At 59.5% G+C, this 23,765-nt stretch carries 24 protein-coding genes; 21 read left to right on the plus strand and 3 right to left on the minus strand.

Annotated elements, in window-relative coordinates:
• The first annotated feature begins 32 nt into the window (after positions 1 to 32).
• Both J3P73_RS26190 and J3P73_RS26195 read left to right on the plus strand, forming a co-directional pair.
• On the plus strand, positions 33 to 992 hold the full coding sequence (locus J3P73_RS26190) for an HD-GYP domain-containing protein (protein WP_171481059.1): 960 nt from the start codon (positions 33 to 35) through the stop codon (positions 990 to 992).
• A gap of 28 nt (positions 993 to 1,020) precedes the next feature.
• Positions 1,021 to 1,230 (plus strand): hypothetical protein, encoded by a 210-nt coding sequence (locus tag J3P73_RS26195; RefSeq protein WP_130656971.1) that lies wholly within the window; start codon positions 1,021 to 1,023, stop codon positions 1,228 to 1,230.
• A gap of 43 nt (positions 1,231 to 1,273) precedes the next feature.
• Here J3P73_RS26195 and J3P73_RS26200 read toward each other — a convergent pair whose 3' ends face one another.
• Positions 1,274 to 2,140 (minus strand): helix-turn-helix domain-containing protein, encoded by an 867-nt coding sequence (locus J3P73_RS26200; protein ID WP_130687358.1) that lies wholly within the window; start codon positions 2,138 to 2,140, stop codon positions 1,274 to 1,276.
• 99 nt (positions 2,141 to 2,239) lie between these two features.
• Here J3P73_RS26200 and melA point away from each other — a divergent pair, with 99 nt between their 5' ends.
• From melA to J3P73_RS26245, 9 genes are all read left to right on the plus strand, one after another.
• Positions 2,240 to 3,556, plus strand: a complete 1,317-nt coding sequence (melA, locus tag J3P73_RS26205) for an alpha-glucosidase/alpha-galactosidase (RefSeq protein ID WP_207580035.1) — start codon at positions 2,240 to 2,242, stop codon at positions 3,554 to 3,556.
• Between the two features lie 191 nt (positions 3,557 to 3,747).
• On the plus strand, positions 3,748 to 4,542 hold the full coding sequence (locus J3P73_RS26210; protein ID WP_024321466.1) for a DeoR/GlpR family DNA-binding transcription regulator: 795 nt from the start codon (positions 3,748 to 3,750) through the stop codon (positions 4,540 to 4,542).
• Complete coding sequence (locus J3P73_RS26215) at positions 4,539 to 5,498, plus strand: N-acetylglucosamine kinase (RefSeq protein ID WP_130687356.1); 960 nt, start codon at positions 4,539 to 4,541, stop codon at positions 5,496 to 5,498. Before J3P73_RS26210 ends, J3P73_RS26215 begins: the two co-directional genes overlap by 4 nt.
• A 31-nt stretch (positions 5,499 to 5,529) precedes the next feature.
• Positions 5,530 to 6,786 (plus strand): ABC transporter substrate-binding protein, encoded by a 1,257-nt coding sequence (locus J3P73_RS26220; RefSeq protein WP_130676365.1) that lies wholly within the window; start codon positions 5,530 to 5,532, stop codon positions 6,784 to 6,786.
• Positions 6,783 to 7,700: a carbohydrate ABC transporter permease gene (locus tag J3P73_RS26225; RefSeq protein WP_018493585.1), complete on the plus strand. Its 918-nt coding sequence runs from the start codon at positions 6,783 to 6,785 to the stop codon at positions 7,698 to 7,700. The genes J3P73_RS26220 and J3P73_RS26225 overlap by 4 nt, the downstream gene beginning before the upstream one ends.
• Before the next feature lie 23 nt (positions 7,701 to 7,723).
• Positions 7,724 to 8,557: a carbohydrate ABC transporter permease gene (locus J3P73_RS26230; RefSeq protein ID WP_024321462.1), complete on the plus strand. Its 834-nt coding sequence runs from the start codon at positions 7,724 to 7,726 to the stop codon at positions 8,555 to 8,557.
• A gap of 11 nt (positions 8,558 to 8,568) precedes the next feature.
• Positions 8,569 to 9,522 (plus strand): SIS domain-containing protein, encoded by a 954-nt coding sequence (locus tag J3P73_RS26235; protein ID WP_027688017.1) that lies wholly within the window; start codon positions 8,569 to 8,571, stop codon positions 9,520 to 9,522.
• On the plus strand, positions 9,519 to 10,817 hold the full coding sequence (locus J3P73_RS26240; protein WP_130687355.1) for a D-tagatose-bisphosphate aldolase, class II, non-catalytic subunit: 1,299 nt from the start codon (positions 9,519 to 9,521) through the stop codon (positions 10,815 to 10,817). Before J3P73_RS26235 ends, J3P73_RS26240 begins: the two co-directional genes overlap by 4 nt.
• Positions 10,818 to 10,884: 67 nt before the next feature.
• Complete coding sequence (locus J3P73_RS26245; RefSeq protein WP_027688015.1) at positions 10,885 to 11,955, plus strand: ABC transporter ATP-binding protein; 1,071 nt, start codon at positions 10,885 to 10,887, stop codon at positions 11,953 to 11,955.
• Positions 11,956 to 12,054: 99 nt separating this feature from the next.
• Here J3P73_RS26245 and J3P73_RS26250 read toward each other — a convergent pair whose 3' ends face one another.
• A complete protein-coding gene (locus tag J3P73_RS26250; RefSeq protein ID WP_130687354.1) occupies positions 12,055 to 12,735 on the minus strand; it encodes a redoxin domain-containing protein in 681 nt (226 codons plus the stop codon).
• A 198-nt stretch (positions 12,736 to 12,933) separates the two neighbouring features.
• On the opposite strand from J3P73_RS26250, the gene J3P73_RS26255 reads away from it, so the two are divergent.
• The 8 genes from J3P73_RS26255 to J3P73_RS26290 all read left to right on the plus strand — a co-directional run bounded on the left by J3P73_RS26255 (position 12,934) and on the right by J3P73_RS26290 (position 19,922).
• Positions 12,934 to 13,101: a hypothetical protein gene (locus tag J3P73_RS26255; protein ID WP_165418050.1), complete on the plus strand. Its 168-nt coding sequence runs from the start codon at positions 12,934 to 12,936 to the stop codon at positions 13,099 to 13,101.
• A 24-nt stretch (positions 13,102 to 13,125) separates the two neighbouring features.
• Positions 13,126 to 13,590, plus strand: coding sequence for an NUDIX hydrolase (locus J3P73_RS26260; protein WP_027688013.1), 465 nt, complete (start codon positions 13,126 to 13,128; stop codon positions 13,588 to 13,590).
• A 170-nt stretch (positions 13,591 to 13,760) separates the two neighbouring features.
• The gene (locus J3P73_RS26265; protein ID WP_026238468.1) at positions 13,761 to 14,042 is read left to right on the plus strand and encodes a hypothetical protein; all 282 of its coding nucleotides are present in this window, start codon (positions 13,761 to 13,763) and stop codon (positions 14,040 to 14,042) included.
• Between the two features lie 461 nt (positions 14,043 to 14,503).
• Positions 14,504 to 15,346: a DMT family transporter gene (locus tag J3P73_RS26270; protein WP_130687467.1), complete on the plus strand. Its 843-nt coding sequence runs from the start codon at positions 14,504 to 14,506 to the stop codon at positions 15,344 to 15,346.
• Between the two features lie 160 nt (positions 15,347 to 15,506).
• Entirely contained in the window at positions 15,507 to 16,421 is a 915-nt protein-coding gene (locus J3P73_RS26275; protein WP_130687353.1) for an ABC transporter permease, read from the plus strand.
• Between the two features lie 3 nt (positions 16,422 to 16,424).
• Positions 16,425 to 17,351: an ABC transporter permease gene (locus J3P73_RS26280; RefSeq protein ID WP_197726881.1), complete on the plus strand. Its 927-nt coding sequence runs from the start codon at positions 16,425 to 16,427 to the stop codon at positions 17,349 to 17,351.
• Entirely contained in the window at positions 17,344 to 18,978 is a 1,635-nt protein-coding gene (locus J3P73_RS26285) for an ABC transporter ATP-binding protein (RefSeq protein ID WP_130687351.1), read from the plus strand. Before J3P73_RS26280 ends, J3P73_RS26285 begins: the two co-directional genes overlap by 8 nt.
• Positions 18,975 to 19,922: a 2-hydroxyacid dehydrogenase gene (locus J3P73_RS26290; protein WP_024321451.1), complete on the plus strand. Its 948-nt coding sequence runs from the start codon at positions 18,975 to 18,977 to the stop codon at positions 19,920 to 19,922. The genes J3P73_RS26285 and J3P73_RS26290 overlap by 4 nt, the downstream gene beginning before the upstream one ends.
• Positions 19,923 to 19,948: 26 nt before the next feature.
• Here J3P73_RS26290 and J3P73_RS26295 read toward each other — a convergent pair whose 3' ends face one another.
• Positions 19,949 to 20,668, minus strand: coding sequence for a GntR family transcriptional regulator (locus J3P73_RS26295; RefSeq protein ID WP_018480299.1), 720 nt, complete (start codon positions 20,666 to 20,668; stop codon positions 19,949 to 19,951).
• Between the two features lie 143 nt (positions 20,669 to 20,811).
• Here J3P73_RS26295 and araD point away from each other — a divergent pair, with 143 nt between their 5' ends.
• Positions 20,812 to 22,548, plus strand: coding sequence for an L-arabinonate dehydratase (gene araD, locus J3P73_RS26300; RefSeq protein ID WP_130656443.1), 1,737 nt, complete (start codon positions 20,812 to 20,814; stop codon positions 22,546 to 22,548).
• A gap of 9 nt (positions 22,549 to 22,557) precedes the next feature.
• Positions 22,558 to 23,748 carry an L-talarate/galactarate dehydratase gene (locus J3P73_RS26305; RefSeq protein WP_130687350.1) on the plus strand — a complete coding sequence of 397 codons (1,191 nt, stop codon included), beginning with the start codon at positions 22,558 to 22,560 and terminating at the stop codon, positions 23,746 to 23,748.
• Positions 23,749 to 23,765: the final 17 nt, after the last annotated feature.

Consider the following 23,765-nt stretch of genomic DNA (forward strand, 5'->3'; position numbering starts at 1 on the left):
TGAGTACCAAGATCATTTTGAACGGATCAGAGATGCGAAAACGGATACATGTCAGCCAATTGCGGGTCGGAATGTATGTCGAGGACGTCGAAATTGAGGGAGAAGACAGGACACGTCGGTTCAAGCCGTTCCTGATCTCGGCCGCCGGTCAGGTCGATAGTTTGATGGCAAGCCGTCTGATGACGGTCGTTATCGACGTCGGAAAAGGCGCGGATGTCGATCCGGGCGGGCCGCAGGACATCGACCGGACTGCGTTTGACGCCCAGCTTCGTGCCGTGTTTTCGGCAAAGGATATCAAGCAGGCGAGGGAATGCGTCGAGGATACAAGACCGCAGATCCGTCAAATGCTTGCCCACGCCAGGATCAAAGCCTCTTTCGCCAGTGATGCGGCAAGCGCAGCTGTGGAGCGGATCATGTCGGCAGCCTTCGACAACGCCGGTGCGCTGATCGCAGTCGCAAAGCTGAAGGAAAAAGATGAGCTGACGTTCCTCCACTCGCTGGCGGTAAGCGCGTTGATGATCACCCTAGGGCGCAGCCTCGGTCATGGAGAAGAGGATGTGCGGGTATTGGGACTGGGTGGACTGGTTCACGATCTTGGAAAAATGGCGCTTCCGGACGAAATTTTGGCGAAACCCGGTAAACTAACGGCTGAGGAAATGGATCTTGTGCGCGGGCATCCTCAGCGGGGGTATGAGCTGGTTTCTCATGTCGCGCATGTCCCAAAGCAGGTGCTCGACATTTGTCGCTATCACCACGAAAAGTTCGATGGCTCGGGCTATCCTGGCCGGCTCGCCGGAAAGAAGATCCCTTACGTCGCCCGGCTTGCGGCGATTTGCGACGTTTACGAAGCGCTGACCACGATCAGGCCGTATAAGCGCGCCTTCTCGCAAGCAGAGGCGATCAACATGATGATGAATTCGCCGGGCCATTTCGATAGCCAGCTTCTTTCCGCATTCGTGTCAAAAATGGTGATCAGCGGCACGCTCCACTAATGCCGTACGGCGGTCGCACTGGGTGACCATGGTCAGAAGTGATATTCTGCTGGCAGGGGCGATCTTGCTTTCCGCGATCATCGTTGGTGGCGCGATCCTCATCCGTCCCTCCGATTTTGATCGATGCCTGGCGGTTATTTCCGCCGAGATCTATCGCCGGGACCAAACGGCGACGCTGGATCCGCGCGAGGTCGAAGCGCAAGCCGCACGCATCTGCTCAGGTGGTGAGCCGAAATAGGGGAGCACCCAGAGCCATCACGACCTCATCGGTTTGAGTCCCATCAAGGTGCCGGAGTGTTCTTGGAGTTCACCGCTTCTCGGAAATGACGGGGTGTCGTACCCGTTCGCTCCTTGAAAATTTCGTAGAAGCGACTGCTGGAACCGAACCCGCAGTCAAAACCGATCTGGAGGACCGGAACGTCCGTGTCTGTCAGAAGCTGCATCGCCCGGGCAATCCGATGTCGGGTCAGATATTCGTTGACCGATATTCCCAAAACCTCTCGGAAAGCGCTGTTGGCGGTGCTTGGGTGCATTCCCGCAAGCTTTGCGAGATCGGGTACGCTTGTCGGATCTGCGTAGCGGGAATTGATGAGATCGATCAGCAGCTCGACGCGTCGCACCGCGTGGCCGGCCAACGATGTCGGAGAGACATACGTTGGCGAATTGTCGCTTTCAGCATTGTCCAGGATCAGACGTCGTATTCGCAGTCGTACTTCCTCCACGACCAGTTTCCGTCTTGCCGCACTGCCGCTCTGCCATTCCTTTTCCCAACGTGGGAGTGTCAACGCATCCATTGTTTCCGGATTTGCTTGCGCCAGAAACCTCCCCTGCATGATCGACTGCCTGGCCTTTCTGTCCACCGGCAGACCAAGGAAATCGATAAGGGGGAGATAGAGGCATACGAGTGGCGCGTTTTCGGCAACAGCGATCGTCTGATGCGGAATTGCGGCCCAGAATAAAACCAGGCGACCGGCCTCCACCTGTTCCTGCCTTCCATTAAAAAGGTAGGTCATCCGGCCTTCCATGAGCAGGTTTAATTCAACGTGGTCGTGCCAATGCGGTGCGGCCATCGCATCAGCGATGTGGCGCTCGATCAGGAACTCCCCTCGGGATCCAATCCATTCGCCGCGCCTTTGGGTATGTTTCATTTGCAGAAGACTCGAATCCCGGAATTAATGGCCCGATGCCAGGAAGAAATTCTGATCTAGAAGGAGCAACAAGCAATCACAACCGATGGGGAGATTGCAATGCCGAAGATTTGCCTGGTAGGCGCTGGTAGCACCGTTTTTGCCCAGAACATTCTGGGAGATGTCCTGTCCTCGCAGAGAGGCGGCAACTACGTCATCAGCCTCTTCGATATCGATCCAGAGCGACTGAAGACGTCAGAGATCGTCGCTCGCCGGATCTGCGAGTCGCTTAAGCTTTCAAGCGTCAGGATCGACGCCACCCTCGACCGGCGGGAAGCGCTGCGCGGGTCTGATTTCGTCATCCTCATGATGCAGGTCGGCGGCTACAAGCCGGCGACCGTCACGGATTTCGACATTCCAAAAAAATATGGCTTGCGTCAGACGATCGCCGACACTCTTGGCATCGGCGGCATTTTCCGCGGTTTGCGGACCATACCAGTCCTTGAGGCGATCTGCCGAGACATGCAGGAGGTTTGCCCGCGGGCTCTTCTGATGCAGTACGTCAACCCGATGGCCATCAACTGCTGGGCAATCAAGGATCTGGCCCCGGAAATCCGCACCGTCGGCTTGTGTCATAGTGTGCAGCACACAGCCGCGCATCTCGCGCAATGCCTCGGCGAGGACATTGCCGACGTGAATTACGTTTCGGCTGGGATCAATCACATCGCCTTCTTCCTGAAATATGAGAAAGTTCACAGCGACGGACGACGGGAAGACCTTTATCCGAGACTGAACGCTCTCGCCGCCGATGGCCGCGTTCCGCCGGACGATCGGGTGCGGTTCGATGTGCTCAAACGGCTCGGCCACTTCGTCACCGAATCCAGCGAGCATTTCTCCGAATATACCTCCTGGTACATCAAGGAAGGACGAGGGGATCTGATCGATCAGCTCAATATCCCGCTGGACGAATACATCCGGCGCTGCGAAGTGCAGATCAAAGAGTGGCATGCCCTGCGCAAGGAACTGGAAGGCGACAAGCCGATCGGGGTGTGCCGCAGCAACGAATATGCCGCCGGTATCATTCATGCCGCGGTCACTGGCAACCCGGCGCTGATATACGGCAATGTCCCAAACAACGGCCTGATCGAGAATCTACCCGATGAATGCATCGTGGAAGTGCCTTGCCATGTCGATAGAAACGGAATTCAGCCGGTCCGGGTCGGTCGGATCCCCTCTCAGCTTTCCGCCGTCATGAACTTGAGCGTTTCCGTGCAGCAGTTGACGGTCGAGGCGGCTCTTACAAGAAACCGCGAGCGCATCTACCAAGCCGCTCTGCTCGATCCGCATACGTCTGCGGAATTGTCTCCAGACCAAATCTGGAACCTTGTCGACGACCTGATCGATGCGCACGGCGATTTGCTGCCGAAATATCAGTGAGATCCCGCGGATAAGCCAGCCACAAGCGCATGGCAGTTCATTCGTTTCAGGCGCGCCGTGAATTCACGGCGCGTCTTTTTTCATTCCAGCCATCATCCAATAAATCAAAAAACGTCATAAAATTGATTGACACTGATCATTTGAAATGAAAATGTGATCGAAATTGGGATCGATCGTGAGGGAGATTTTCGTTGAGCCAAGCAGTCGGAGTGAAGGTCGATCGGCTGGATGCCATTCGCAGCCACCTCTACGCGAACGGCTTTTCGACCATCCAGGCTCTTGCCGATGCGATCGGGGCATCGCTTGCCACGGTTCGTAGAGACTTGCAGATCCTTGAGCAGGAGGGGGCCATTGATCGTGTGCATGGTGGAGCGCGCATTGCCGAAGGATCGTCGGTTGAGGTTGCATTTCAGGAGCGGGAAAAACGCCATCTATCGGCCAAGCGGGCGATTGCCACCGCGGCCTACGATCTGCTTCATCCGCGCACGGCAATCTTTCTCGACGCAGGAACGACCGTCCTGCAGCTTGCGCGCCTCGTTCGCATCAACCCCATGCCGCTCAGGATATTCACCAACGGCCTGACGGTAGCGCAGGAATTCCTGAATATTCCGAATTTGGAGGTGGTGCTTCTCGGTGGTCAGTTGCGTAGCGAGAATGCATCGCTTGTCGGACCTCAGGCAGAGGCAATGCTGGAAACATTATGGTTCGACCAGCTCTTTCTTGGCGCCAGCGCCATTAGTGCCGACGGTGCGATCTACAGCGTGGACAGTGCGGAAGCGAGCCTCAACCGGCGCATGCTGGCTCGGTCGGCCAATCGTTTCGTCTTGGCCGATTCCTCGAAATTCGGAACCACGGCGACCTACAAGGTCGCGCCGCTGGACAACGCGAAAGTCATCACCGATTCCGGGCTTTCGCGCCATTGGCGCGACGAGCTTGTCAACTTCGGCGTCGACGCAACGATCGCGGATCTGAGGGCGAAAGAGTGAGCGACGCGCTGATCCTCGGCATCGACGGTGGCGGAAGCAAGGTGCTGGTTGCCCTCGCGGACAAGCGTGGCCGAATATTGCGGCGTTCCCGCGGCCATGGCGTCAATCCCATGGACAATCCGAATTGGCTCCAGGAGCTGGAGCAGCATCTCCTTCCCTTTCGCGATGAAGGAAATCTGGCGGCCGTCGCAGCAGCACTGCCCGCCTACGGCGAGGTTGAGCGCCTGTCGGCTCTACAGCGCGATGCGATCGAGCGCACGTTCCCAAACGTCCACCGGCGCGTCCTCAACGATGTCGACGCCGCCCACCTTGGCGCTTTTGCGAGCAAGCCGGGTATCCTCATACTTTCCGGCACGGGTTCAATGGCATGGGCGCGTAATTCCAAAGGCCAGTCGGCGCGCACCGGCGGCTGGGGAGATCTCATCGGTGACGAGGGCAGCAGCCATTGGATCGGGCAGAAGGCGCTCAATCTCGTCAGCCAAAGCTTGGACGGGCGTGCTCCGGCAACGGCTCTCGCAAATGCCCTGTTTGACCACCTTCGCATCGACTCGAACAATCCCATGAATGAGCTCGGCGATTGGGCCAGCTCCCTGGCGAACCCACGGGCGGACATTGCAGCAATTTCGGCCCTCGTCGATCAGATCGCACTTGGCGGCGACAAAGGGGCGATCGGGTTGATCGAGCAAGCGGCCGATGAACTGGCGAAGCATCATGAGGCAATTGCCGGCCACTGCGATCCGGGTGCCGACTGGACCTATGCTGGCGGCACTTTTTCGAGCCGGCTGCTTTTGGAGGCGCTTGAACGCCGAATTGGCAGGCCTCCGGCTTTGCCGAAACTTCCCCCGATTGGCGGCGCGCTCCTGGCTGCCGCCCAGCTTCTCGACTGGCCATTGGACGATGGCTGGTTCGGGCAAATCGTGGCCACGGCCGAAGGCGGTGACCGCGCATCCCAGTGAATTGAGCTCAAGAATAATGAAGGATGGGAACATGCATAAATTGATCTTGCCTCTACTTGCATCAGCGGCCTTGGCAATCGCCGCACCCGCTCTTGGCCAGGACGCCAAGCCGCTTGCCGGTCAGTCGATCACGGTGCTCATGCCATCGCCGCAGGGACCGAACATCGCCTCTGACTTCGAGGCCGAAACCGGCATTCACGTCGACCTGCAGACCCTGTCTTGGGACGACATCCGCCCGAAGCTGGTGACAGCCTTGGTTGCCGGGACAGCGCCAGCTGACGTGACCGAGTTCGATTGGTCCTGGACCGGTCAGTTCAGCGCGGCCGGCTGGTATATGCCGCTTGACGACGTCATCGACGCCGACACGGTGAAAGATATCGGCGTTGCCAAGATCTTCACGGTCGACGGCAAGTTATTGGGAATTCCCTACACCAACGACTTCCGGGTGATGCTCGTCAACAAGAAGCATTTCGCGGATGCAGGCATCACCGAGATGCCGAAAACATTGGACGGCCTGGTCGCTGCCGCCAAGAAAATCAAGGAAAAGGGCATTGTCGAGTATCCGATCGGCCTGCCGGTTTCGGCAACCGAAGGCGCGTCAACGAGCTGGTATTTGCTGACCAAGGCGTTTGGTGGCGAACTCTTCGACAAGGACTTCAATCCGCTGTTCACCTCGCCGGATTCGGCTGGTTACAAGGCGCTTGCTTTCGAGCTGATGCTCCTCAAGGAAGGGCTGGTCGATCCGGCGTCTACCGGCCTGAAAGACAGCCAGATCAATGAGAGCATGTTCGGGCAGGGCATCACCAGCATCATGATCTCCGGAGAGCCCGGTCGTCTCGGCCAGATGAACGACCCCAAGCAGTCGAAAGTCGCCGGCCAGGTAGAAGCGATCCTTGTGCCGACGGCGAGCGGTGAAACGCGCAGCTTCGGCCTTCCGGAAGCGCTGGCTATTCCAAATGTCTCTCCCAACAAGGAGGCGGCGATCGCTTTCGTCAAATGGTTCACCAGCAAGGACTTCCAGAAGAAGAATGCCGTGAACGGCTTCCTGCCGACACGCACGTCGGCGCTTTCCGAACTCAACGAGTCCGGAAAGCTGAACAGCGGCGACGCTCTGGTGGCGCAGTCCAAAACCGTTGAGCCGCTGTTCCCGCAAGGCACGCCGCCTTGGTATCCGCAATTTTCCAGCGGCGTAAACACAGCAATCAATAGCGCTGCCAAGGGACAGATGAGCGTCGACCAGGCGATGGAGGCTATCGCTGCCGCCGCCAAGCAGGCAATGGCGCAATGACTGCTTTGGTGTCCGAAGGGGCCAGGAGCAAGCGTGGGGTCGGCTTCAACGCCGACGCTACGCTCGGCTTGCTGTTGGTGTCGCCCATCGTTATCACGATGGCAGCTTTGGTCTTCTACCCGATGGGAAGAACCGTCTGGGACAGCCTGCACAGGGTCAACCCCATGCAGGCCGGCACTCCATTCGTCGGTCTGGAGAACTACAGCCGAATGCTATCGGATGGCCAGCTCGCGACGACCTGGAGCAACACGCTCATGTATGTTGTTCTGGCCGTCGTCGCCGAAACCGTGTTCGGCGTTCTTGCCGCCGCTCTCATCAATCAGATCAAGGTCGGGCGGCAGTGGGTCCTCGCAGCAGTGATCTTGCCCTGGGCGCTGCCCGGCGTTGTGAACTCGGTCATTTGGCTTTGGATTTATCAACCTGGCGCGGGTCTGTTGAACGGCATTCTTTCGGCGCTCGGGCTGCCCTTCGAAAATCACGTCTGGTTCAACGATCGCACCAGCGCCATCGTCGCCGTAACAATCGTCCACGTCTGGCGCATGATGCCTTTGACGATCGTCATCGTCCTTGCCGCGATGCAGAGTATCCCTGCCCATCTCTATGAGGCTGCGCGGATCGATGGAGCCACGCGCGTTCAGATGTTCACATTGGTAACCCTTCCGCTGGTTCGCAGTGCGATCGCTGTCGCCATGACCAACGCAACCGTGAATGCTTTCAATCTTTTCGACGAGGCCTGGGTTCTGGCGGGTGCCAGCCTCGAGACCCGACCGGTGCTCGTCCAGATCTACCTCGAAACTTTCCAGAATCTCCGCTTCTCGTATGGCATGGCGCTGTCGGTCGTGATCACTCTCGTGTCTTTGCTGATTTCGCTGGTCTACGTCCTTCGTGTCTACCGCAACACACGGTTCGACTGATGAAATCCACTATTGCCTATCGAATGATGATTTGGGCCGGTGTCGTCGTCCTGTTGATCTGGTCTTTAGGGCCGATCTACTGGACCATCGCGAGTTCGGTTACTCCAAGCGACGACTTCTCGACCCGACCGATCAACTTCTTCCCGCAGCACTTTACGCTGGACCACTACTCGCGGCTGCTTGGCATCAATATTGCGCGGATCGGAGGTGTGGAGGTGTTCAAACAGTTCCGGGCCGCGTTGCTCAACAGCGTGGTGACATCGATCGCTGCCACGCTGCTTTGCGTCGCGATATCGTCTCTTGGAGCTTACGCGTTCACCAGGCTTCAATTCCCTGGCCGGAAAGTGCTTTTTATCGCCGTTGTCGCGACCCTGGCCATTCCTGCCTACGCAGTCTTGATCCCGCTCTATCAGATCATGATCAAGCTGCATCTCGTCGACACCTATGTGGGCGTCTCGCTGATCTATGTCTCGGCCTTCCTGCCTCTGTCGCTATGGCTGCTGCGGAGTGTGTTCGAAGCTCTTCCGATCGCACTGGAAGAGGCAGCGCAACTCGACGGAGCGGGCCGGCTCTACATCTTCTTCAATATCGTCCTGCCGCTGGCCGGACCCGGTCTGACGGCAGCGGCGATCCTCACCTTCCTTGGCGCCTGGGGACAGTATCTCGTGCCGCTCATTTTTTCGCCGCAGGCGACGAAGCCCCTAACGGTTCTGATCCCGGAATTCGTAACGAAGAACTTCATCGACTACGGGCTCATCACCGCGAGCGGCTCGATCGCCATCGTCATCCCCGCTCTCGTCGTCATTTTCCTCAACCGTTACCTCGTCAGCGGCCTGTTGGCTGGTTCAGTCAAATAATCGGAGACTTCATGAACACGACCGAAAAAGTCATTTTCGAGCAATTTCCCTACTGGGAGAAGGCGATCGGCTCGAATTCAGCTATCGATAGCGCGGAGCTGCTCGTCTTCGTCGGCTGCGGCACCTCCTTCAATCTGGCGCTTGCGCTAGCATCCTATTCGAATATGGCCGGTCGCAAGGCAATCGCGGTTCCCGGTGCCGAATGGCAAAACCGGCCGTCGGCCTTCTGGCCGGAGTGGCGTAACACGCACGTCGTCGCGCTTTCCCGCAGCGGCGAGACGACGGAGACAGTTGCCGCGGCAAAGGCAAGCCGGGCCGCCGGCGCTTTCGTGACGGCGATAACCGTCGAACCGGAAAGCTCTCTCGCGAAAAATTGCGATCGGATGATCGCTGCCGAAACCCATCCGGACGAAGGTATCGTCATGACGGTATCGGCGAGCCTCATGGTCCTTCTCGGTTTGCAGATGATCGGGCAGAAGGTTCCTGCCTCGGTCGTGAATTCGGCCCGCAAGCTCGCGAGCGCTCTTGATGCCGCGCTTCCTGGAATTATCGCGGACCGGTCGCACTTCGTCTTCCTCGGTGGCGGGCCGCTCTTCGGCGTTGCCCTGGAGGGAGCGCTGAAGCTCATGGAAATGAGCCAGATCATGACCCAGGCCTTCCACCCGCTGGAATACCGGCATGGGCCGATCAGCCTCGTTGACGGGAAGACGGTTGCGGTCATGCTGTACAGCTCCGACCAGAGGGAAGCGGAGACGAAACTGGTGGGAGAACTGAGAGAAAAAGGCGCGGTCGTCATCGGTGTAGGTGGTCCAGGCGATCTCGAACTCGCCGTCGATGTCGATCTGTCGCTTGCGGGTCTCGTTGTCCTTCCGGCGCTGCAGGTCCTCGGCGAACGGGCCGCGCAGGCTCGGCAAATCGATACGGTCTCTCCCCGTCACCTGACGAAGGTTGTGACGCTCGCATGACGAGGATCGAAGAGAACCGGCAGATCGCGCTGCGAAAGCTTTTCGGTGCCCGAAACCTGCCTTTTCCCCATGGCGTCACTTCGGTCTGCTCGGCTCATCCGCTGGTCATTGAGGCAGCCCTTCTGCGTGCCGGCATGGAGCACCGGGCGGTTTTCATCGAAGCCACCTGCAATCAGGTCAATCAGGAGGGCGGCTATACCGCGATGACGCCGGTCGACTTTCGCCGGTTTATCGAGGACGTCGCCGCAGCGACTGGTTTTCCAGCCGAACGCATCATCCTGGGAGGCGATCACCTCGGCCCCAACCCATGGAGGACGTTGGCGGCCGAGGAGGCAATGCTGCGCGCCATGGCTATGGTGACGGCCTATGTCGAGGCAGGGTTCGAAAAGATTCACCTGGACACGTCGATGGGCTGTGCCGGTGAACCAATGGCGCTCGATGACGAATTGACCGCGTCGCGGGCCGCTCGATTGGCAAAGGCCGCGGAAGAGGCCGCTCTTCGTTCAGGCCGTCGTCCGCCGGTCTATATCATCGGAACCGAGGTGCCGCCTCCGGGTGGCGCAACGCACGCACTCGAAGAAATCGAAATCACCCGGGCCGATGCGGCGATGAAAACCCTGGCGGTTCACCGGGCGTCGTTTGCCAAAGCAGGTTTGGCGTCGGCGATGGAGCGGGTCATTGGAATCGTGGTTCAGCCGGGTGTGGAATTTGGCAACACGGACGTGGCGCTTTACAAGCCTGAACGGGCCAAGAGCCTTATTCGTTCGCTGGACGACATGCCGGGTTTGGTTTTCGAAGCACATTCTACCGACTACCAACCGGCCGAAGCCTTGTCTGCTCTCGTTGACGACGGCTTTGCAATCCTCAAGGTCGGACCAGGACTGACTTTCGCGCTGCGCGAAGCGCTGTACGGTCTCGATGCGATCGCTGATGTGCTTGCAGGCAGGACACCGCGAACCGGACTGGTGACGACCATGGAAAAGATCATGGTCGAGCAACCGGCAAGCTGGGCGGCCCACTATGGCGGCAGTCCGGATGAGGAGCGACTGCAACGGCATTTCAGCTATAGTGATCGAATTCGCTATTACTGGCCGGATCCTCGCGCATCCGCCGCGGTCGGCGAATTGTTCCGCCGGCTTCCCGATGAAATTCCCGAAACTCTGATCAGCCAATATCTCGGCCGACTCTATTCTGACGTGGTGTCAAAGCGGGTCGCTCCGAAGGCCCGCGAGCTCTGCCTTGCTGCGATCGACACGGCATTGGCACCTTATTCAGGCGCCACGGCAAACCGATGAGCAATCGACAGCCGTGTCAGACGAGCGGCTGCATCCCGAAGATATCAACATTCAGCCGGAGAAAGTTATGGCGTCAGTAAGTGTGGCGAATGCCCGCAAGAGCTACGGTCACTTCGAGGTTCTGCATGGGGTGGATATTGATATCCAAGACGGCGAATTCGTGATCCTGGTCGGTCCGTCCGGCTGCGGGAAGTCGACATTGTTGCGGATGATCGCCGGCCTCGAAGAGATTTCAGCTGGCCGGATATCGATCGGCAGCAAGGTCGTGAACAATGTCGCGCCAAAAGAACGCGATATCGCGATGGTTTTCCAGTCCTATGCGCTCTACCCCCATCTGACCGTCGAGGCGAATATGGGTTTTTCGCTGAAGCTGGCGAAAGCACCCAAAGCACAGACCAAGCAGCGTGTTCGTGAGGCCGCTGAAATTCTGGGGCTCGAGCATCTGCTCGACAGATATCCGAGAAATCTGTCGGGTGGCCAACGGCAACGCGTGGCGATGGGCCGTGCCATCGTCAGAAATCCGCAGGTCTTCCTGTTTGACGAACCATTGTCGAACCTGGACGCGAAGCTGCGTGTCCAGATGCGTTCGGAAATCAAGCAACTGCATCAGCGACTGAAGACAACGACCATTTACGTCACCCACGATCAGATCGAGGCCATGACGATGGCCGATCGGATTGTTGTGATGCGGGATGGCTTCGTCGAGCAGATAGGCTCGCCGCTCGATCTCTACGACCGGCCGGCAAACCTTTTCGTGGCGGGCTTCATCGGTTCGCCGGCGATGAACCTTATTCGAGGGCAGATCAGCACGTCGGGACCGCTGGAGTTGATCACGGACGGCGGAGATAGATTACCGCTGCCCGAAGCAGCGTCATTGGACCGCGGCGCACGGCTCATTTACGGCATTCGCCCTGAGCATCTTACAATCGGACAAGGTCCTGTTGCCGCTGAGGTCGTCCTCGTCGAGCCCACCGGTGCCGAGATCCAGGTAACCGCGAAGTTTGGTGCGGATCACCTCGTTGCGACGGTAAGAGAGCGCCTTGATCTCCGCGCCGGCGACAAGATCGTCATTACCCCGGATCTCAGCAAACTGCATCTGTTCGACGCAAAAACCGAGAAACGGTTGAGGTCCGTCTAACCTGACGATTTTTCCGGACTGGCGGGACGTGACGTAGAGTTCAAGCTGATGACAGGTCGGAGACGAGTTCGCCAACGCTGGCGGACAGTTTGCTGCAGGTCAGCGTCCAAGGCTGCCTGCGACGGCGATGATCTCCGCCGCGGTCGGGAAGATGGAGAGGCTGTTCGGTCCGTCGAGCGCCTCGATTTGTGCCCAGCCGATGGTGCCGTTCGCATTGACCAGGAAGTGCCCGACGAGCTGGGTAGCATGGTTGGCGAAGATCGTATTATCGGCTTCGTCAAGCTCGAAGCCGTCCTTGGCGTTGAGGACCGTGTTGGCTTCCATGGGGTGCAGCGGTTCCGGCAGCTCGCCAGTGGGGTTGATACGTGCCGCCTGAAACTGCGCCATCGTTGCACCATAGGGCCATTCGGGCTGCTCGCAGCTCCGTTCGGGCAGGAACTCGCCATGCGGCACACCGTAAGCCTGATGCGTGCGGCAGTCCGGGTCACACAGAAGCGTTATCGGCGTCGGCCGGTGGCGGAAATACAGGCGGGCACGTTCGACCGGCGTGTTGATAACAGCCACGGTCTCCACCCCGGCGGCGCGCAGGGTCGGCTGTACGCCGGCAAGCTGTTCTAACTGGCGCCGGCAGAACGGGCAGTGCAGCCCGCGAAAGAACCCGATCACGAACGGGCGTCCGCTCAAGTCGGCGAAAGAGACCGTTCCCTCGAAGTTGGCCGTGGGTAGTGCGAATGCGGGGGCGGTTTCTCCTGGTTGCAGCGGGCGTTTCTGGTCTCCCATGGAATAATTCCTTTGTCGTATCGTCTAGGGGACGACCGAAATTTAACTATAACACTTGTCGCAAGAAGGCCCAGCGTTGGATGTTGAGATCGCCGAATGTGGTTCGGCATGCCATTTGCCGCTCTGACCGGCGTCGAGAGCTTGCCGGTATCGACCGCCGCTCCTATCTTATTTAGGATAGACTAATGGAGAAGCGAGATGGCGGAACTTGTGGCCGACACTCTAATCGACACGACGATCGAGATCATTCCACCGGACGACACAAAAGAGCACCCCGACAGTCGTGCTTGCCTTTGCTGCAAGCGCCGGCGTCGGTGGATGGACGATGACGGCTGCGGCATCTGTGAGGAATGCCTGGCCGCGTGATCGACGCAAGAAGGGCACAATGCGATGGTCATCCGCAGCGCCGGACTTCTGATATATCGGCGCCTTTCCAGCGACATCGAAGTGCTTCTCGTCCATCCGGGCGGTCCTTTCTGGGCTAGGAAAGACGAGGCTGCCTGGTCGATCCCGAAGGGGTTGATCGAGCCTGGAGAAGATGAGCTCGCGGCGGCAATCAGGGAGACTGCCGAAGAGTTGGGTGTAGCGGTCGATGGCAGGTTCACCCCGTTGGGTGAATACCGGCAACCTGGCGGAAAGATAGTTGTCGCGTGGTCGATCGAAGCTGATCCGGTACTGGACGTGAATGTGATACAGAGTTCCGAATTTCAAATGGAATGGCCGCCACGGTCCGGCCAGGTAAAAAGCTTTCCGGAGGTCGATCGCGCCGGGTGGTTTTCCCTAGCCGACGCAGCCATAAAGCTCTTGAAAGGCCAGCGGCCAATACTTGCCGGTCTCCTGAAGCATCTGGAATGATCGGCCGAAGTTCGTTGAGCCGTCCCCATCTCGCTGCACTCATGCATGAGGTGCGCGGCAGCCATGAGTTGCTTCTGAAGACAGCCATCCTATCTGACAGTCATCGCCATGTGACTGAAATGGAGAAATCGGCGCAGCGATCCGCCTTGGGCACCCGCGAGGAGACAATCATGAACGGCATTTCCAAAACCCTGAACGACATGACACTTATCGAACGCTCAAGCCTACTCGACACCGTCGCCGACGCCTTGGAAGCAACGGCCGAGGAGGCAGAAGGTGAGGGCGATACCCGCTTCGTCGCCAACTCCATCTGCGTCGCAAATACGATTCGCGGACTATCCGGCGATCTCACGCCGCGCGATCTGCAGGCGGCCGAGTTGCTGCTTGAGCAGGGCATCATGCTCGTCCACCAGTTCTCGAACAGGACGAAGCCAAGGGAAGTGATCCACTAAAGCGCGCCGTAATCTTCCAAATTCGCTCCTCGCACTTTAGGTCTTCATTTCCAACACATGTCATTATCGCAAGACGGCTGCGCACTTTTGTGCGGCATGCTTCAGCTTGGCAGTCGTCCTTTCCGCGTGAAAGCGTTCTCAGTCTTGCGAATTGACGCCAGTGGGCAAGAGCGGTCCGGCAAGCAATTCGCTCCGTCAGTGTGGACGGTAGCTGATGGATTGAGATAAAGCCGTTATTCGCGTTACGGATAATGGATGCTGCCGGCCCTTGGCGGGGCGCGGTCTACGGCGCGGCAAACGCTGGGCGCCCGGAGATTGGCAAACACGCCAGGAAGGCTCTTTTTTCTCATGGATTGCCGGTTCAACGTGCAGCTTTATCGAATGGCCGATATAGCAGGGTTTGCCTTTGTTCGATCGGAAGAAGCGTGACGCAGCCCGGTCGCAAAGGTCTTGCCGTATGCATGATGGTGGCCGCCGCCTTTTTAAATAGCCTCGACGCAGTCATCGTACGTTTGCTGGCCGGCGACGTGCATCCATTGATGATCGGCTTTTTCCGGTCGTTTTTCGGACTTCTTGTCGTCACGCCCTGGATCGTGTCACGGGTCGACCTGAAAGCCTCACCCTATCGTGTTCTGCATGTCCTGCGCGCGGGGCTTAAGCTTGCCTCGTTGGTTGCTTTGTTCGTCGCCTTTGCACACGCGCCACTAGCAGATGCCACGGCAATCAATTTCACCATGCCCATGTTTCTCGTTCTCGGTGCGTGGCTGGTGCTCAAGGAACGTGTCGGCGTGTCCAGCGTAATTGGCATTGTCGCGGGCTTCGTCGGCGTCATGATCATTATTCGCCCTGGAGCGTCCGGTTTCGATCAGTGGCTGCTTTTTGCACTGGCAGGAGCGGTCCTGACGGCGGCCAGCCAATTGATGCTGCGGCGGATGGCATTGAGGGATAGTGCCGACCGGCTGGTTGCGTGGAATCTGATAACGACGGTGCCGCTTGGCGTGATCGTTATGCTGCCGGTCTGGTCAATGCCTACTTGGAGCCAACTCGGGCTGCTTGCAATGCAAGGAGCCCTCGGCGCACTGAACATGACGCTGATCACGCGTGCCTTCGGCATGGCGGCTGCAAGCGTTCTGGCACCGCTCGACTTTCTCCGACTGCCCGTCGTGGCTCTCATGGCTTTCTCATTTTTCTCGGAAGTGCCGGCGGCACAGACCTGGATCGGCGCGGTGGTGATCATCGGCGCGGCCATTATTGGAACCCGCGGCATGACATGGCGACGCAAGCCGCCGGTTGATAAGCCCTGACAATTTTTGGGGTTCACAAAAATTTTAGATGAACTAATATTTCAGTTATAGCGACTGTTAGTCGAGCCGTGCCTGTTGCCGGAGGGGTATGACAGGCGGCTTCGGCCCAGACGAAAACCGGACATCACGGCCCCTATGGGGTTCACTCGGGAGGAGTGGCATGAAGAGTTTCATCGGCAAACGCGCGATCGCCAGTGGCGTATCGCTCGTGGTGCTTATCGTCATCGTGTTCTTCCTCTCCCGGCTGACGGGCGATCCGACCGACCTCTATCTGCCGATCGATGCGACCACGGAAATGCGCCAGCAATTCCGTGAGATGAACGGTTTCAACGATCCGTTGATCATGCAGTTCGGCCGTTATGTCTCGGATCTTGCCCAAGGCAATTTCGGTCAGTCACTGCGACAGGCTCGTCCGGCCATGAATGTCGTGCTGGAGGCCTTCGTCTGGACCTTCTGGCTAGCTGCCATCACCATGGCGCTGGTCACGGTCGCCGCGATCGTCATCGGTTCGCTGGCGGCGTTTCGCGTCGGCGGCGTCTTCGACCGTCTTGCCACTTTCTTCTCGCTGATCGGCGCTGCGGCACCGGATTTCTGGCTGGCCATCGTGGCGATCGTCATTTTCGCCGTCAAACTGCATGTCCTGCCGACATCGGGAACGGGAACGTTCTGGCACTGGATCCTGCCGGTCAGCGTGCTGTTCATCCGCCCCTTCGGCCTGATCCTGCAGGTGGTCCGCGGCTCGATGATCAGTGTTCTCTCTTCCGCCTATGTGAAGACGGCCCGCGCCAAAGGGGTCCGCTCGAACTCAATCATCTTCATTCATGGATTGCGCAACGCCATGCTGCCGGTGATCACCGTTATCGGCGACCAGGCGGCCGCCATCTTGAATGGTGCCGTTGTCGTCGAGACGGTGTTTGGCTTTCCTGGTATCGGCAAGCTGATGATCGATTCCATTTTGCTTCGCGATTTTGCCGTCGTGCTGGCCGTCATCATGGTCTCGGCACTGGCGATCTTCATCATGAACCTGTTGATCGACATCGCCTATGCGCTGCTCGATCCGCGTATCCGGTATTGAGCGATGACGATGACCGACACACAAATCCTTGCCGAGAAAAAACCGAGCGGCCCGATCGAGCGTTGGCTGACGATGCTGTGGGCGGACAAGCTCGCTTTCTTCGCGGGTCTGTTCCTCTTGATCGTTCTTCTCTGTGCGCTGTTTGGCCCGTTCCTGCTGGAGGCCGTCGCCACCAAGCAGAACCTGCGGGGCCGAAATGCGCCGCCGTTCGATATCACCCGCGGATCGCTTTATGTCCTCGGCGCCGATGCGCTGGGCAGGCCGCTTCTTGCTCGCGCCATCGTGGCGGCGCAAAACACCATCCTGGTTGCCGCGGCAGCCGTGCTCGCATCATCTGTCGTCGGTACGGCGCTCGGGCTGGTCGCAGGTTACAGCCGCTCTTCCGCCGCTCAATGGATCATGCGCCTCGGCGACGTCATTATGTCTTTTCCGTCGCTGCTTCTGGCAGTGATCGTGCTCTACATGCTCGAGCCCTCGGTCACCAATATCGTCCTCGTCCTGGCGATCACCCGCATTCCCATCTATCTGCGCACCACGCGCGCCGAAGTGCTGGAAGTGCGCGAGCGGATGTTCGTGCAGGCAGCGAAGGTCATGGGAGCATCGTACTGGCGCATTGTCTTCCATCACATCCTGCCGGTGATCTTCCCCACGCTGGTGACCATCGCGACGCTGGATTTCGCCTTCGTCATGCTGGCGGAATCCTCGCTGTCGTTCCTCGGGATCGGCATTCAGGCGCCGGAGATCACCTGGGGTCTGATGGTTGCACAAGGACGACCCTACCTCACCAATGCCTGGTGGCTTTCATTCTGGCCGGGCCTTGCAATCATTCTGACGACGCTGTCGCTGAACCTTCTGTCGAATTGGCTGCGTATCGCACTCGATCCGACGCAACGCTGGCGCCTTGAAATGAGGGGCAGGAAAAATGGCTGAACATCTTTTGGAAGTGCGTGACCTCTCGGTCGAGTTCCACACGGTCAGCGGTACCGTCAAGGCGGTGCAGGATGTCAGCTGGCATCTCGATCGCGGCGAGACGCTGGCGATCCTCGGGGAAAGCGGTTCGGGCAAGTCCGTGTCGGCCTCGGCGATCATGAACCTGATCGACATGCCACCCGGCAAGATCACCAGCGGTACCATTCTCCTCAATGGGCGCGACATGCTGAAAATGACGCCCGAGGAGCGGCGCTCGATCAACGGCGCCAAGATTGCCATGATCTTCCAGGATCCGCTCGCCCATCTCAATCCGGTCTATCCGGTCGGCTGGCAAATCACCGAAATGATGACGACGCATGGTCAGTCGGCGGAGCGTGCCGGTGCGAGGGCGCTCGAATTGATCGGCCGTGTCGGCATAACCGATCCGCAGGCGGCGATGCGAAAATATCCGTTTCAATTCTCCGGCGGACAACGGCAACGCCTGATGATCGCCATGGCGATCGCCTGCAAGCCCGATATCCTGATTGCCGATGAGCCCACCACCGCGCTTGATGTTACGGTGCAGGCGCAGGTGCTCGAACTTCTGCAGGAGCTGCAGCAGGAAACCGGAATGGGCCTGTTGCTGATCACCCACGATTTGGGCGTCGTTGCCGAGATCGCCGACCGGGTCGTGGTGATGAATTCCGGCTGCGTCGTCGAAACCGGCAATGCGGCCGAAGTCTATCGCAACCCGCAGAACGCCTATACGAAGAAGCTGATAGCCGCCGCACCCGGGAAGGGTGCAATGGCGCAGGAGCGTGACCGGCAGGGCGAACCGCTGCTGCGCGCCATCGGCTTGAAGAAGAGTTTTGGCGCATTCCAGGCGCTGAAGGGCGTGGACTTCGTCATCATGCCCGGCGAAACCGTTGCCGTTGTCGGCGAGAGCGGTTCCGGTAAGTCAACCCTTGCCCGGGCAATCGTTCGGCTCGACGATCCGCAGGAGGGACAGGTTCTCTACCGCGGCAACGATCTGCTTGCGATGACCCCGAGGGAAATATTCGGACTGCGTCGCGATTTGCAGATGGTCTTTCAGGACCCCACCCAGTCGCTGAACCCGCGGATGAGCGTGTTCCGGTTGATTTCCGAGGCCTGGGTCATTCACCCGGATATCCTGCCGAAAGCGAGATGGAAGGAGAGGGTGGCCGAGTTGCTGGTCAAGGTTGGCCTGAAGCCGGATATGGCCGACAGGTATCCACATCAGTTTTCCGGCGGTCAGCGCCAGCGCATCGCGATCGCCCGGGCGCTGGCCATGGAGCCGAAACTGATCATCTGCGACGAGGCGGTTTCAGCGCTCGACGTATCGATCCAGGCACAGGTGATTGCCTTGCTTGAGGGCCTGCGTCGCGAATTCGGCCTGTCCTACCTATTCATCGCACACGACCTGCCGGTGGTTCGCGATTTCGCCGATCGTGTCATCGTCATGAAGGCCGGCGAGATTGTCGAGGAGGGTCCGGTGGAACAGATCTTCAACGCACCCTCCCACCCCTACACGCAGGCGCTTCTTGCCGCGAGCCTCGATCCCGATCCGGAGGTCCAGGCCACCCGACGCGCTGCCCGCCACATACAGGAAGGACTCGTTTCCGCATGAAGCCCGATGTTATCGTCGCCTATCCGCTCCGGCCCCGTCAGATGGCGATGCTGGAGGAGACCTACACGCTGCACCGGCTGGATCTTGTCAAAGGCGAAGAGCGGGATGCTCTCCTGCGGAAAGCCGGCCCGATCTCTTCCGCGCTGGTCTGTAACGGCCATGTGACGATTGACGAAGCCCTGCTTTCGAAATTGCCGGCATTAAAGCTTGCCGCCTGTTCTTCGGCTGGCTACGACCAGATGGATGTCGAAGCGATGACACGGCGCGGCATCAAGCTCACCAACACATCCGAGGTGCTGTGCGACGACGTTGCCGACATGGCATTGCTTCTGATGCTGGCGGCACGCCGGCGCCTGCCGGAAGGCGACCGCTATGTGCGCTCCGGCGACTGGGCGCGGAAGGGCATGATGCCGTTGACGACATCGACGTCGGGCAAGAAGGCCGGGATCGTCGGCCTCGGCCGCATAGGGATGGCGATTGCCAAGCGATGCGAAGCTGTCGGGCTGACGGTCGGCTATTATGGGCGGACGAAGAAGGCTGGCAACGATTTTGCCTATTTCGACGCGCCGCTAAAACTGGCGGACTGGGCCGATATCCTGATCGTCGCGACGCCGGGCGGGGCCTCGACCGAAGGGTTGATTTCGGCGGACGTGCTGAATGCGCTCGGACCGACGGGCAGCTTCATCAACATTGCCCGGGGCACCGTGGTCGACGAGCCGGCCTTGATTAAGGCCTTGCAGGAAAGGCGGATCGCGTCGGCCGGCATCGATGTCTACCTCGACGAACCCAATCCCGATCCGCGCTTCGCAGCGCTCGACAACGTTGTGCTCTATCCCCATCACGCTAGCGGTACCGAGGAAACGCGCGACAGGATGGCGCAATTGACGGTCGACAACCTTGCCGCCTTCTTCGCAGGCAGGCCGCTGCTGACGCCGGTCAATTGACTCCGGCAAACCCGCGGCGCTGCAGATCAGACGAAATAATCCGGGAACTCCTTCCTGAGGTCTTCCACTTTTGCGACGGTTTGGCTGAGATGCTCACGGATCGCGTCGACTGCACCCTGTTCGTTGCGAGCGGCAATCGCATCGATGATGGCGTGGTGCCCATCGAGAATGCTGACGATCTTGCCCTTCTCGGGCAGATGCAGGCGACGAATACGCTCGAGATGGCCGGACCGCTCGCGGATCAGCTGGTGGAGGCTGCTACGCTTGGCGCCTGCGAACAATGTCTGGTGAAAGAGCTCGTCGAGCTCCTGGAAGATCGCAATCTGATCGGCGTCGTCGGCAACTGCCGCCTGCATCTTGATGATCGACCGGGCGCGGGTGATGACGCTGGGATCCGGGTCCGGATCTGTTGCGAGGCGGCGGCAGACTTCCGTTTCCAGTGCCACGCGAAGGAAATGCGCCTCGTAAATTTGCAGAACGTCGATCCTGGTCACCACAGTGCGGGACTGCGGGTAAATGCGAACCAGACCCTCCTGCTTGAGAAGTTGCAATGCGTCACGGATGGGAGTCTGGCTGACTTCATAAGTCTCGGTGAGCTCGGTGCGCGACAGCGTGGTGTCCGGCGGCAGCTGAATGGTGATTATGCGCTTTCGCAGATCATCATAGACCCGCTGGACCGTACTGCCGGCAACGACCGGAAAGCCGGGCGCGGTCAGGCCGAATGTGGAGGCGAATTGGGAATTCATGTGAGGCATCCTTTTCAGTCCCATTCATAGCTTTGCACGACCTAATGCACAAGAACGCAAACTTTCCATTGATATATATGGCAAACTAAAATATCAGTTTGTACAAACGCTGAGATAAACAAGCGAAAAGGTGGGAGAAAGCCGTGACCGCGAGGAAAACCTACGAGCAATTGCGGTCCGCCCGATGGATGCTGCCAGATGATCAGCGCTCGTTCGGCCACCGGTCGCGGACCATGCAGATGGGTTACGCGCCGGAGGATTGGCAGGGAAAGCCGATCATTGCCGTCATCAACACCTGGTCCGATGCCCAGCCGTGCCACATGCATTTCCGTGAACGCGCTGAATGGGTGAAGCGGGGAATTCTTCAGTCGGGCGGGTTCCCCATGGAGCTACCCGCTCTTTCCCTTTCCGAAAACTTCGTCAAGCCGACCACGATGCTCTATCGCAATATGCTGGCGATGGAGACCGAGGAACTGCTGCGGAGCCATCCTGTTGATGGCGCGGTTCTGATGGGTGGCTGCGACAAGACGACACCAGGCCTTGTCATGGGCGCGGTCAGCATGGGCATTCCCTTCATTTATCTGCCCGCCGGCCCGATGCTGCGCGGCAACTATGCAGGCAAGACGCTGGGCTCCGGTACCGACGGCTTCAAATACTGGGATGAGCGCCGCGCCGGCACGATCACCCAGGAGGAGTGGCAGGGCATCGAAGGCGGAATCGCCCGCAGCTATGGCCATTGCATGACCATGGGCACGGCGTCGACGATGACGGCGATCGCAGAGGCCATGGGGTTGACGCTGCCGGGCGCATCCTCGATTCCGGCAGCCGACGCCAACCACCAGCGCATGTCAGCGGCCTGCGGCCGCCGCATCGTCGATATGGTGTGGGAGGATCTGACGCCGGACCAGATCATCACTCCTGCGGCCGTCGACAACGCGGTCACGGTCGCCATGGCGACCGGCTGCTCCACCAATGCGATCATTCACCTGATCGCCATGGCGCGGCGCGCCGGCGTCCCGCTGGAGCTTGATGATCTCGATCGCATCGGTCGCACGACGCCGGTTCTCGCCAACATCCGGCCTTCCGGTTCGACCTACCTGATGGAGGATTTCTTTTATGCGGGTGGCCTGCGCGCCCTGATGAAGCAGCTCGGGGACAAGCTGGATCCCACCGCGATCACCGTGACGGGCAAACCCTTGGTGGATGGCCTCGACCAGGTGAAGATCTACAATGACGACGTTATCCGGCCATTGTCGAACCCGGTCTATCACGAAGGTTCGCTGGCCGTGCTCAAGGGGAACCTGTGTCCCGACGGCGCGGTCATCAAACCAGCGGCCTGCGACCCGAAATTCCACCGCCATTGCGGCCCGGCGCTGGTCGCCGACAGCTATGCGGAGATGAAGAAGATCATCGATGATCCCGACTACCCGCTGACGCCGGAGACGGTTCTCGTGCTCCGCAATGCCGGCCCCCAGGGCGGACCGGGCATGCCGGAATGGGGCATGATCCCGATGCCGAAGGCGCTGTTGAAGCTCGGCCTGCGCGACATGGTGCGCATCTCGGATGCCCGCATGTCCGGAACCAGTTTCGGCGCCTGCGTGCTGCATGTCGCACCGGAATCTTATGTTGGCGGGCCTCTGGCGCTGCTGAGAACGGGGGACATGGTCGAGCTCGATATTCCGGCACGCAGCCTCAATATGCTGGTTTCCGAAGAAGAGATCACAGCGCGGCGGGCCGCCTGGGTGGCGCCGACGCGGCATTACGAGCGCGGTTACGGCTTCATGTTCTCCAGCCATATCGAGCAGGCCGACAAAGGCTGCGACTTTGATTTCCTGACGACGGAATTCGGTGGCAAGACGCCGGAACCGGCCATCAACTGAGGCACCACGATGTTTGATCCCAATCGACGCACGATCCCGGAACAGCCTCCCAAGGCTGGCTTCGCTGCCGGTCCGTCCAAGCTGGACGCCATCCGATCGGTCACCCTGTCGCTCGTCTACCTGCCGTTGGCGCGGCCGATCAGCGATGCCAAGGTGTTGACGGGCCGACAGAAGCCGCTGACGAAGGTGGCCTTTCTGTTTTGCGAGATCGTCTCCGAGGCTGGCCATAGTGGGCTCGGTTTCAGTTACTCGAAGCGGGCAGGCGGACCTGCCCTTTATGCACATGCCTGCGAGCTTGCCGACGACCTGATCGGCGAAGATCCCAACGATACCGCGCGCATCTGGGACAAGCTCTGCTGGGCCGGGGCCTCGGTCGGCCGCTCCGGCATTGCGACCCAGGCAATCGCCGCCATCGACATCTGCCTCTGGGACCTGAAGGCGAAACGCGCCGGCCTGCCGCTTGCAAAACTGCTTGGCGCCCATCGCGACAGTGTCGCCTGCTACAACACCTCCGGTGGCTTCCTGTCATCGAGCGTCGAGGAAATCCGCGATGCCATCGACCACTCGATCGCCTCCGGTATCGGCGGCATCAAGATCAAGGTCGGACAGCCGGACCCGATGATCGACCTTCGCCGGCTTGGTGCCGTGACCAGCCATATCGATGGCCGTGTTCCGCTGATGGTCGATGCAAACCAGCAATGGGACCGCACGACGGCGTTGCGCTTCGGCCGGCTGGTCGAACCGCTCAACCTCGAATGGATCGAAGAGCCGCTCGATGCCTATGATGCCGAGGGCCATGCGGCACTGGCACGCGAACTCGCCACGCCGATCGCCACCGGCGAAATGCTGGCCAGCGCCGACGAGCACATGGCGCTGATCCGGGCCGATGCGGTCGACTTCATTCAGCCGGATGCGCCGCGGGTCGGCGGCATCACGCCCTTTCTGCGCATCTGCACACACGCCGAGGCGAAACGCATGCGCCTGGCGCCACATTTCGCCATGGAAATCCATCTGCACCTGGCGGCTGCCTATGCGCATGAGCCATGGGTAGAGCATTTCGATTGGCTGGCGCCGCTGTTCAACGAACAACTCGAGATCAAGGACGGCCGAATGATCGTGCCGGCCCGTCCGGGGCTTGGTTGCAGCCTGACGGGCAAAGCCCGTGACTGGACCGTGGAAACGCGCAGCTTCGGCGTCTGAATTGGAACGAGGAGAAG

Source organism: Rhizobium ruizarguesonis, from assembly GCF_017357285.1.
GTDB classification, from domain to species: Bacteria; Pseudomonadota; Alphaproteobacteria; order Rhizobiales; family Rhizobiaceae; genus Rhizobium; species Rhizobium ruizarguesonis.

Excerpts from the sequence above, each read along its gene's own strand:
- J3P73_RS26255 (WP_165418050.1), top strand. The coding sequence starts at position 12,934 with ATGGCGGAACTTGTGGCCGACACTCTAATCGACACGACGATCGAGATC.
- J3P73_RS26200 (WP_130687358.1), bottom strand. The coding sequence starts at position 2,140 with ATGAAACATACCCAAAGGCGCGGCGAATGGATTGGATCCCGAGGGGAG.
- J3P73_RS26265 (WP_026238468.1), top strand. The coding sequence starts at position 13,761 with ATGAACGGCATTTCCAAAACCCTGAACGACATGACACTTATCGAACGC.
- J3P73_RS26230 (WP_024321462.1), top strand. The coding sequence starts at position 7,724 with ATGATGATTTGGGCCGGTGTCGTCGTCCTGTTGATCTGGTCTTTAGGG.
- J3P73_RS26280 (WP_197726881.1), top strand. The coding sequence starts at position 16,425 with ATGACGATGACCGACACACAAATCCTTGCCGAGAAAAAACCGAGCGGC.
- J3P73_RS26270 (WP_130687467.1), top strand. The coding sequence starts at position 14,504 with ATGATGGTGGCCGCCGCCTTTTTAAATAGCCTCGACGCAGTCATCGTA.
- J3P73_RS26295 (WP_018480299.1), bottom strand. The coding sequence starts at position 20,668 with ATGAATTCCCAATTCGCCTCCACATTCGGCCTGACCGCGCCCGGCTTT.
- J3P73_RS26285 (WP_130687351.1), top strand. The coding sequence starts at position 17,344 with ATGGCTGAACATCTTTTGGAAGTGCGTGACCTCTCGGTCGAGTTCCAC.
- J3P73_RS26250 (WP_130687354.1), bottom strand. The coding sequence starts at position 12,735 with ATGGGAGACCAGAAACGCCCGCTGCAACCAGGAGAAACCGCCCCCGCA.
- melA (WP_207580035.1), top strand. The coding sequence starts at position 2,240 with ATGCCGAAGATTTGCCTGGTAGGCGCTGGTAGCACCGTTTTTGCCCAG.
- J3P73_RS26245 (WP_027688015.1), top strand. The coding sequence starts at position 10,885 with ATGGCGTCAGTAAGTGTGGCGAATGCCCGCAAGAGCTACGGTCACTTC.
- J3P73_RS26240 (WP_130687355.1), top strand. The coding sequence starts at position 9,519 with ATGACGAGGATCGAAGAGAACCGGCAGATCGCGCTGCGAAAGCTTTTC.
- J3P73_RS26305 (WP_130687350.1), top strand. The coding sequence starts at position 22,558 with ATGTTTGATCCCAATCGACGCACGATCCCGGAACAGCCTCCCAAGGCT.
- J3P73_RS26275 (WP_130687353.1), top strand. The coding sequence starts at position 15,507 with ATGAAGAGTTTCATCGGCAAACGCGCGATCGCCAGTGGCGTATCGCTC.
- J3P73_RS26290 (WP_024321451.1), top strand. The coding sequence starts at position 18,975 with ATGAAGCCCGATGTTATCGTCGCCTATCCGCTCCGGCCCCGTCAGATG.
- J3P73_RS26260 (WP_027688013.1), top strand. The coding sequence starts at position 13,126 with ATGGTCATCCGCAGCGCCGGACTTCTGATATATCGGCGCCTTTCCAGC.
- J3P73_RS26220 (WP_130676365.1), top strand. The coding sequence starts at position 5,530 with ATGCATAAATTGATCTTGCCTCTACTTGCATCAGCGGCCTTGGCAATC.
- J3P73_RS26190 (WP_171481059.1), top strand. The coding sequence starts at position 33 with ATGCGAAAACGGATACATGTCAGCCAATTGCGGGTCGGAATGTATGTC.
- J3P73_RS26235 (WP_027688017.1), top strand. The coding sequence starts at position 8,569 with ATGAACACGACCGAAAAAGTCATTTTCGAGCAATTTCCCTACTGGGAG.
- J3P73_RS26225 (WP_018493585.1), top strand. The coding sequence starts at position 6,783 with ATGACTGCTTTGGTGTCCGAAGGGGCCAGGAGCAAGCGTGGGGTCGGC.
- J3P73_RS26195 (WP_130656971.1), top strand. The coding sequence starts at position 1,021 with ATGGTCAGAAGTGATATTCTGCTGGCAGGGGCGATCTTGCTTTCCGCG.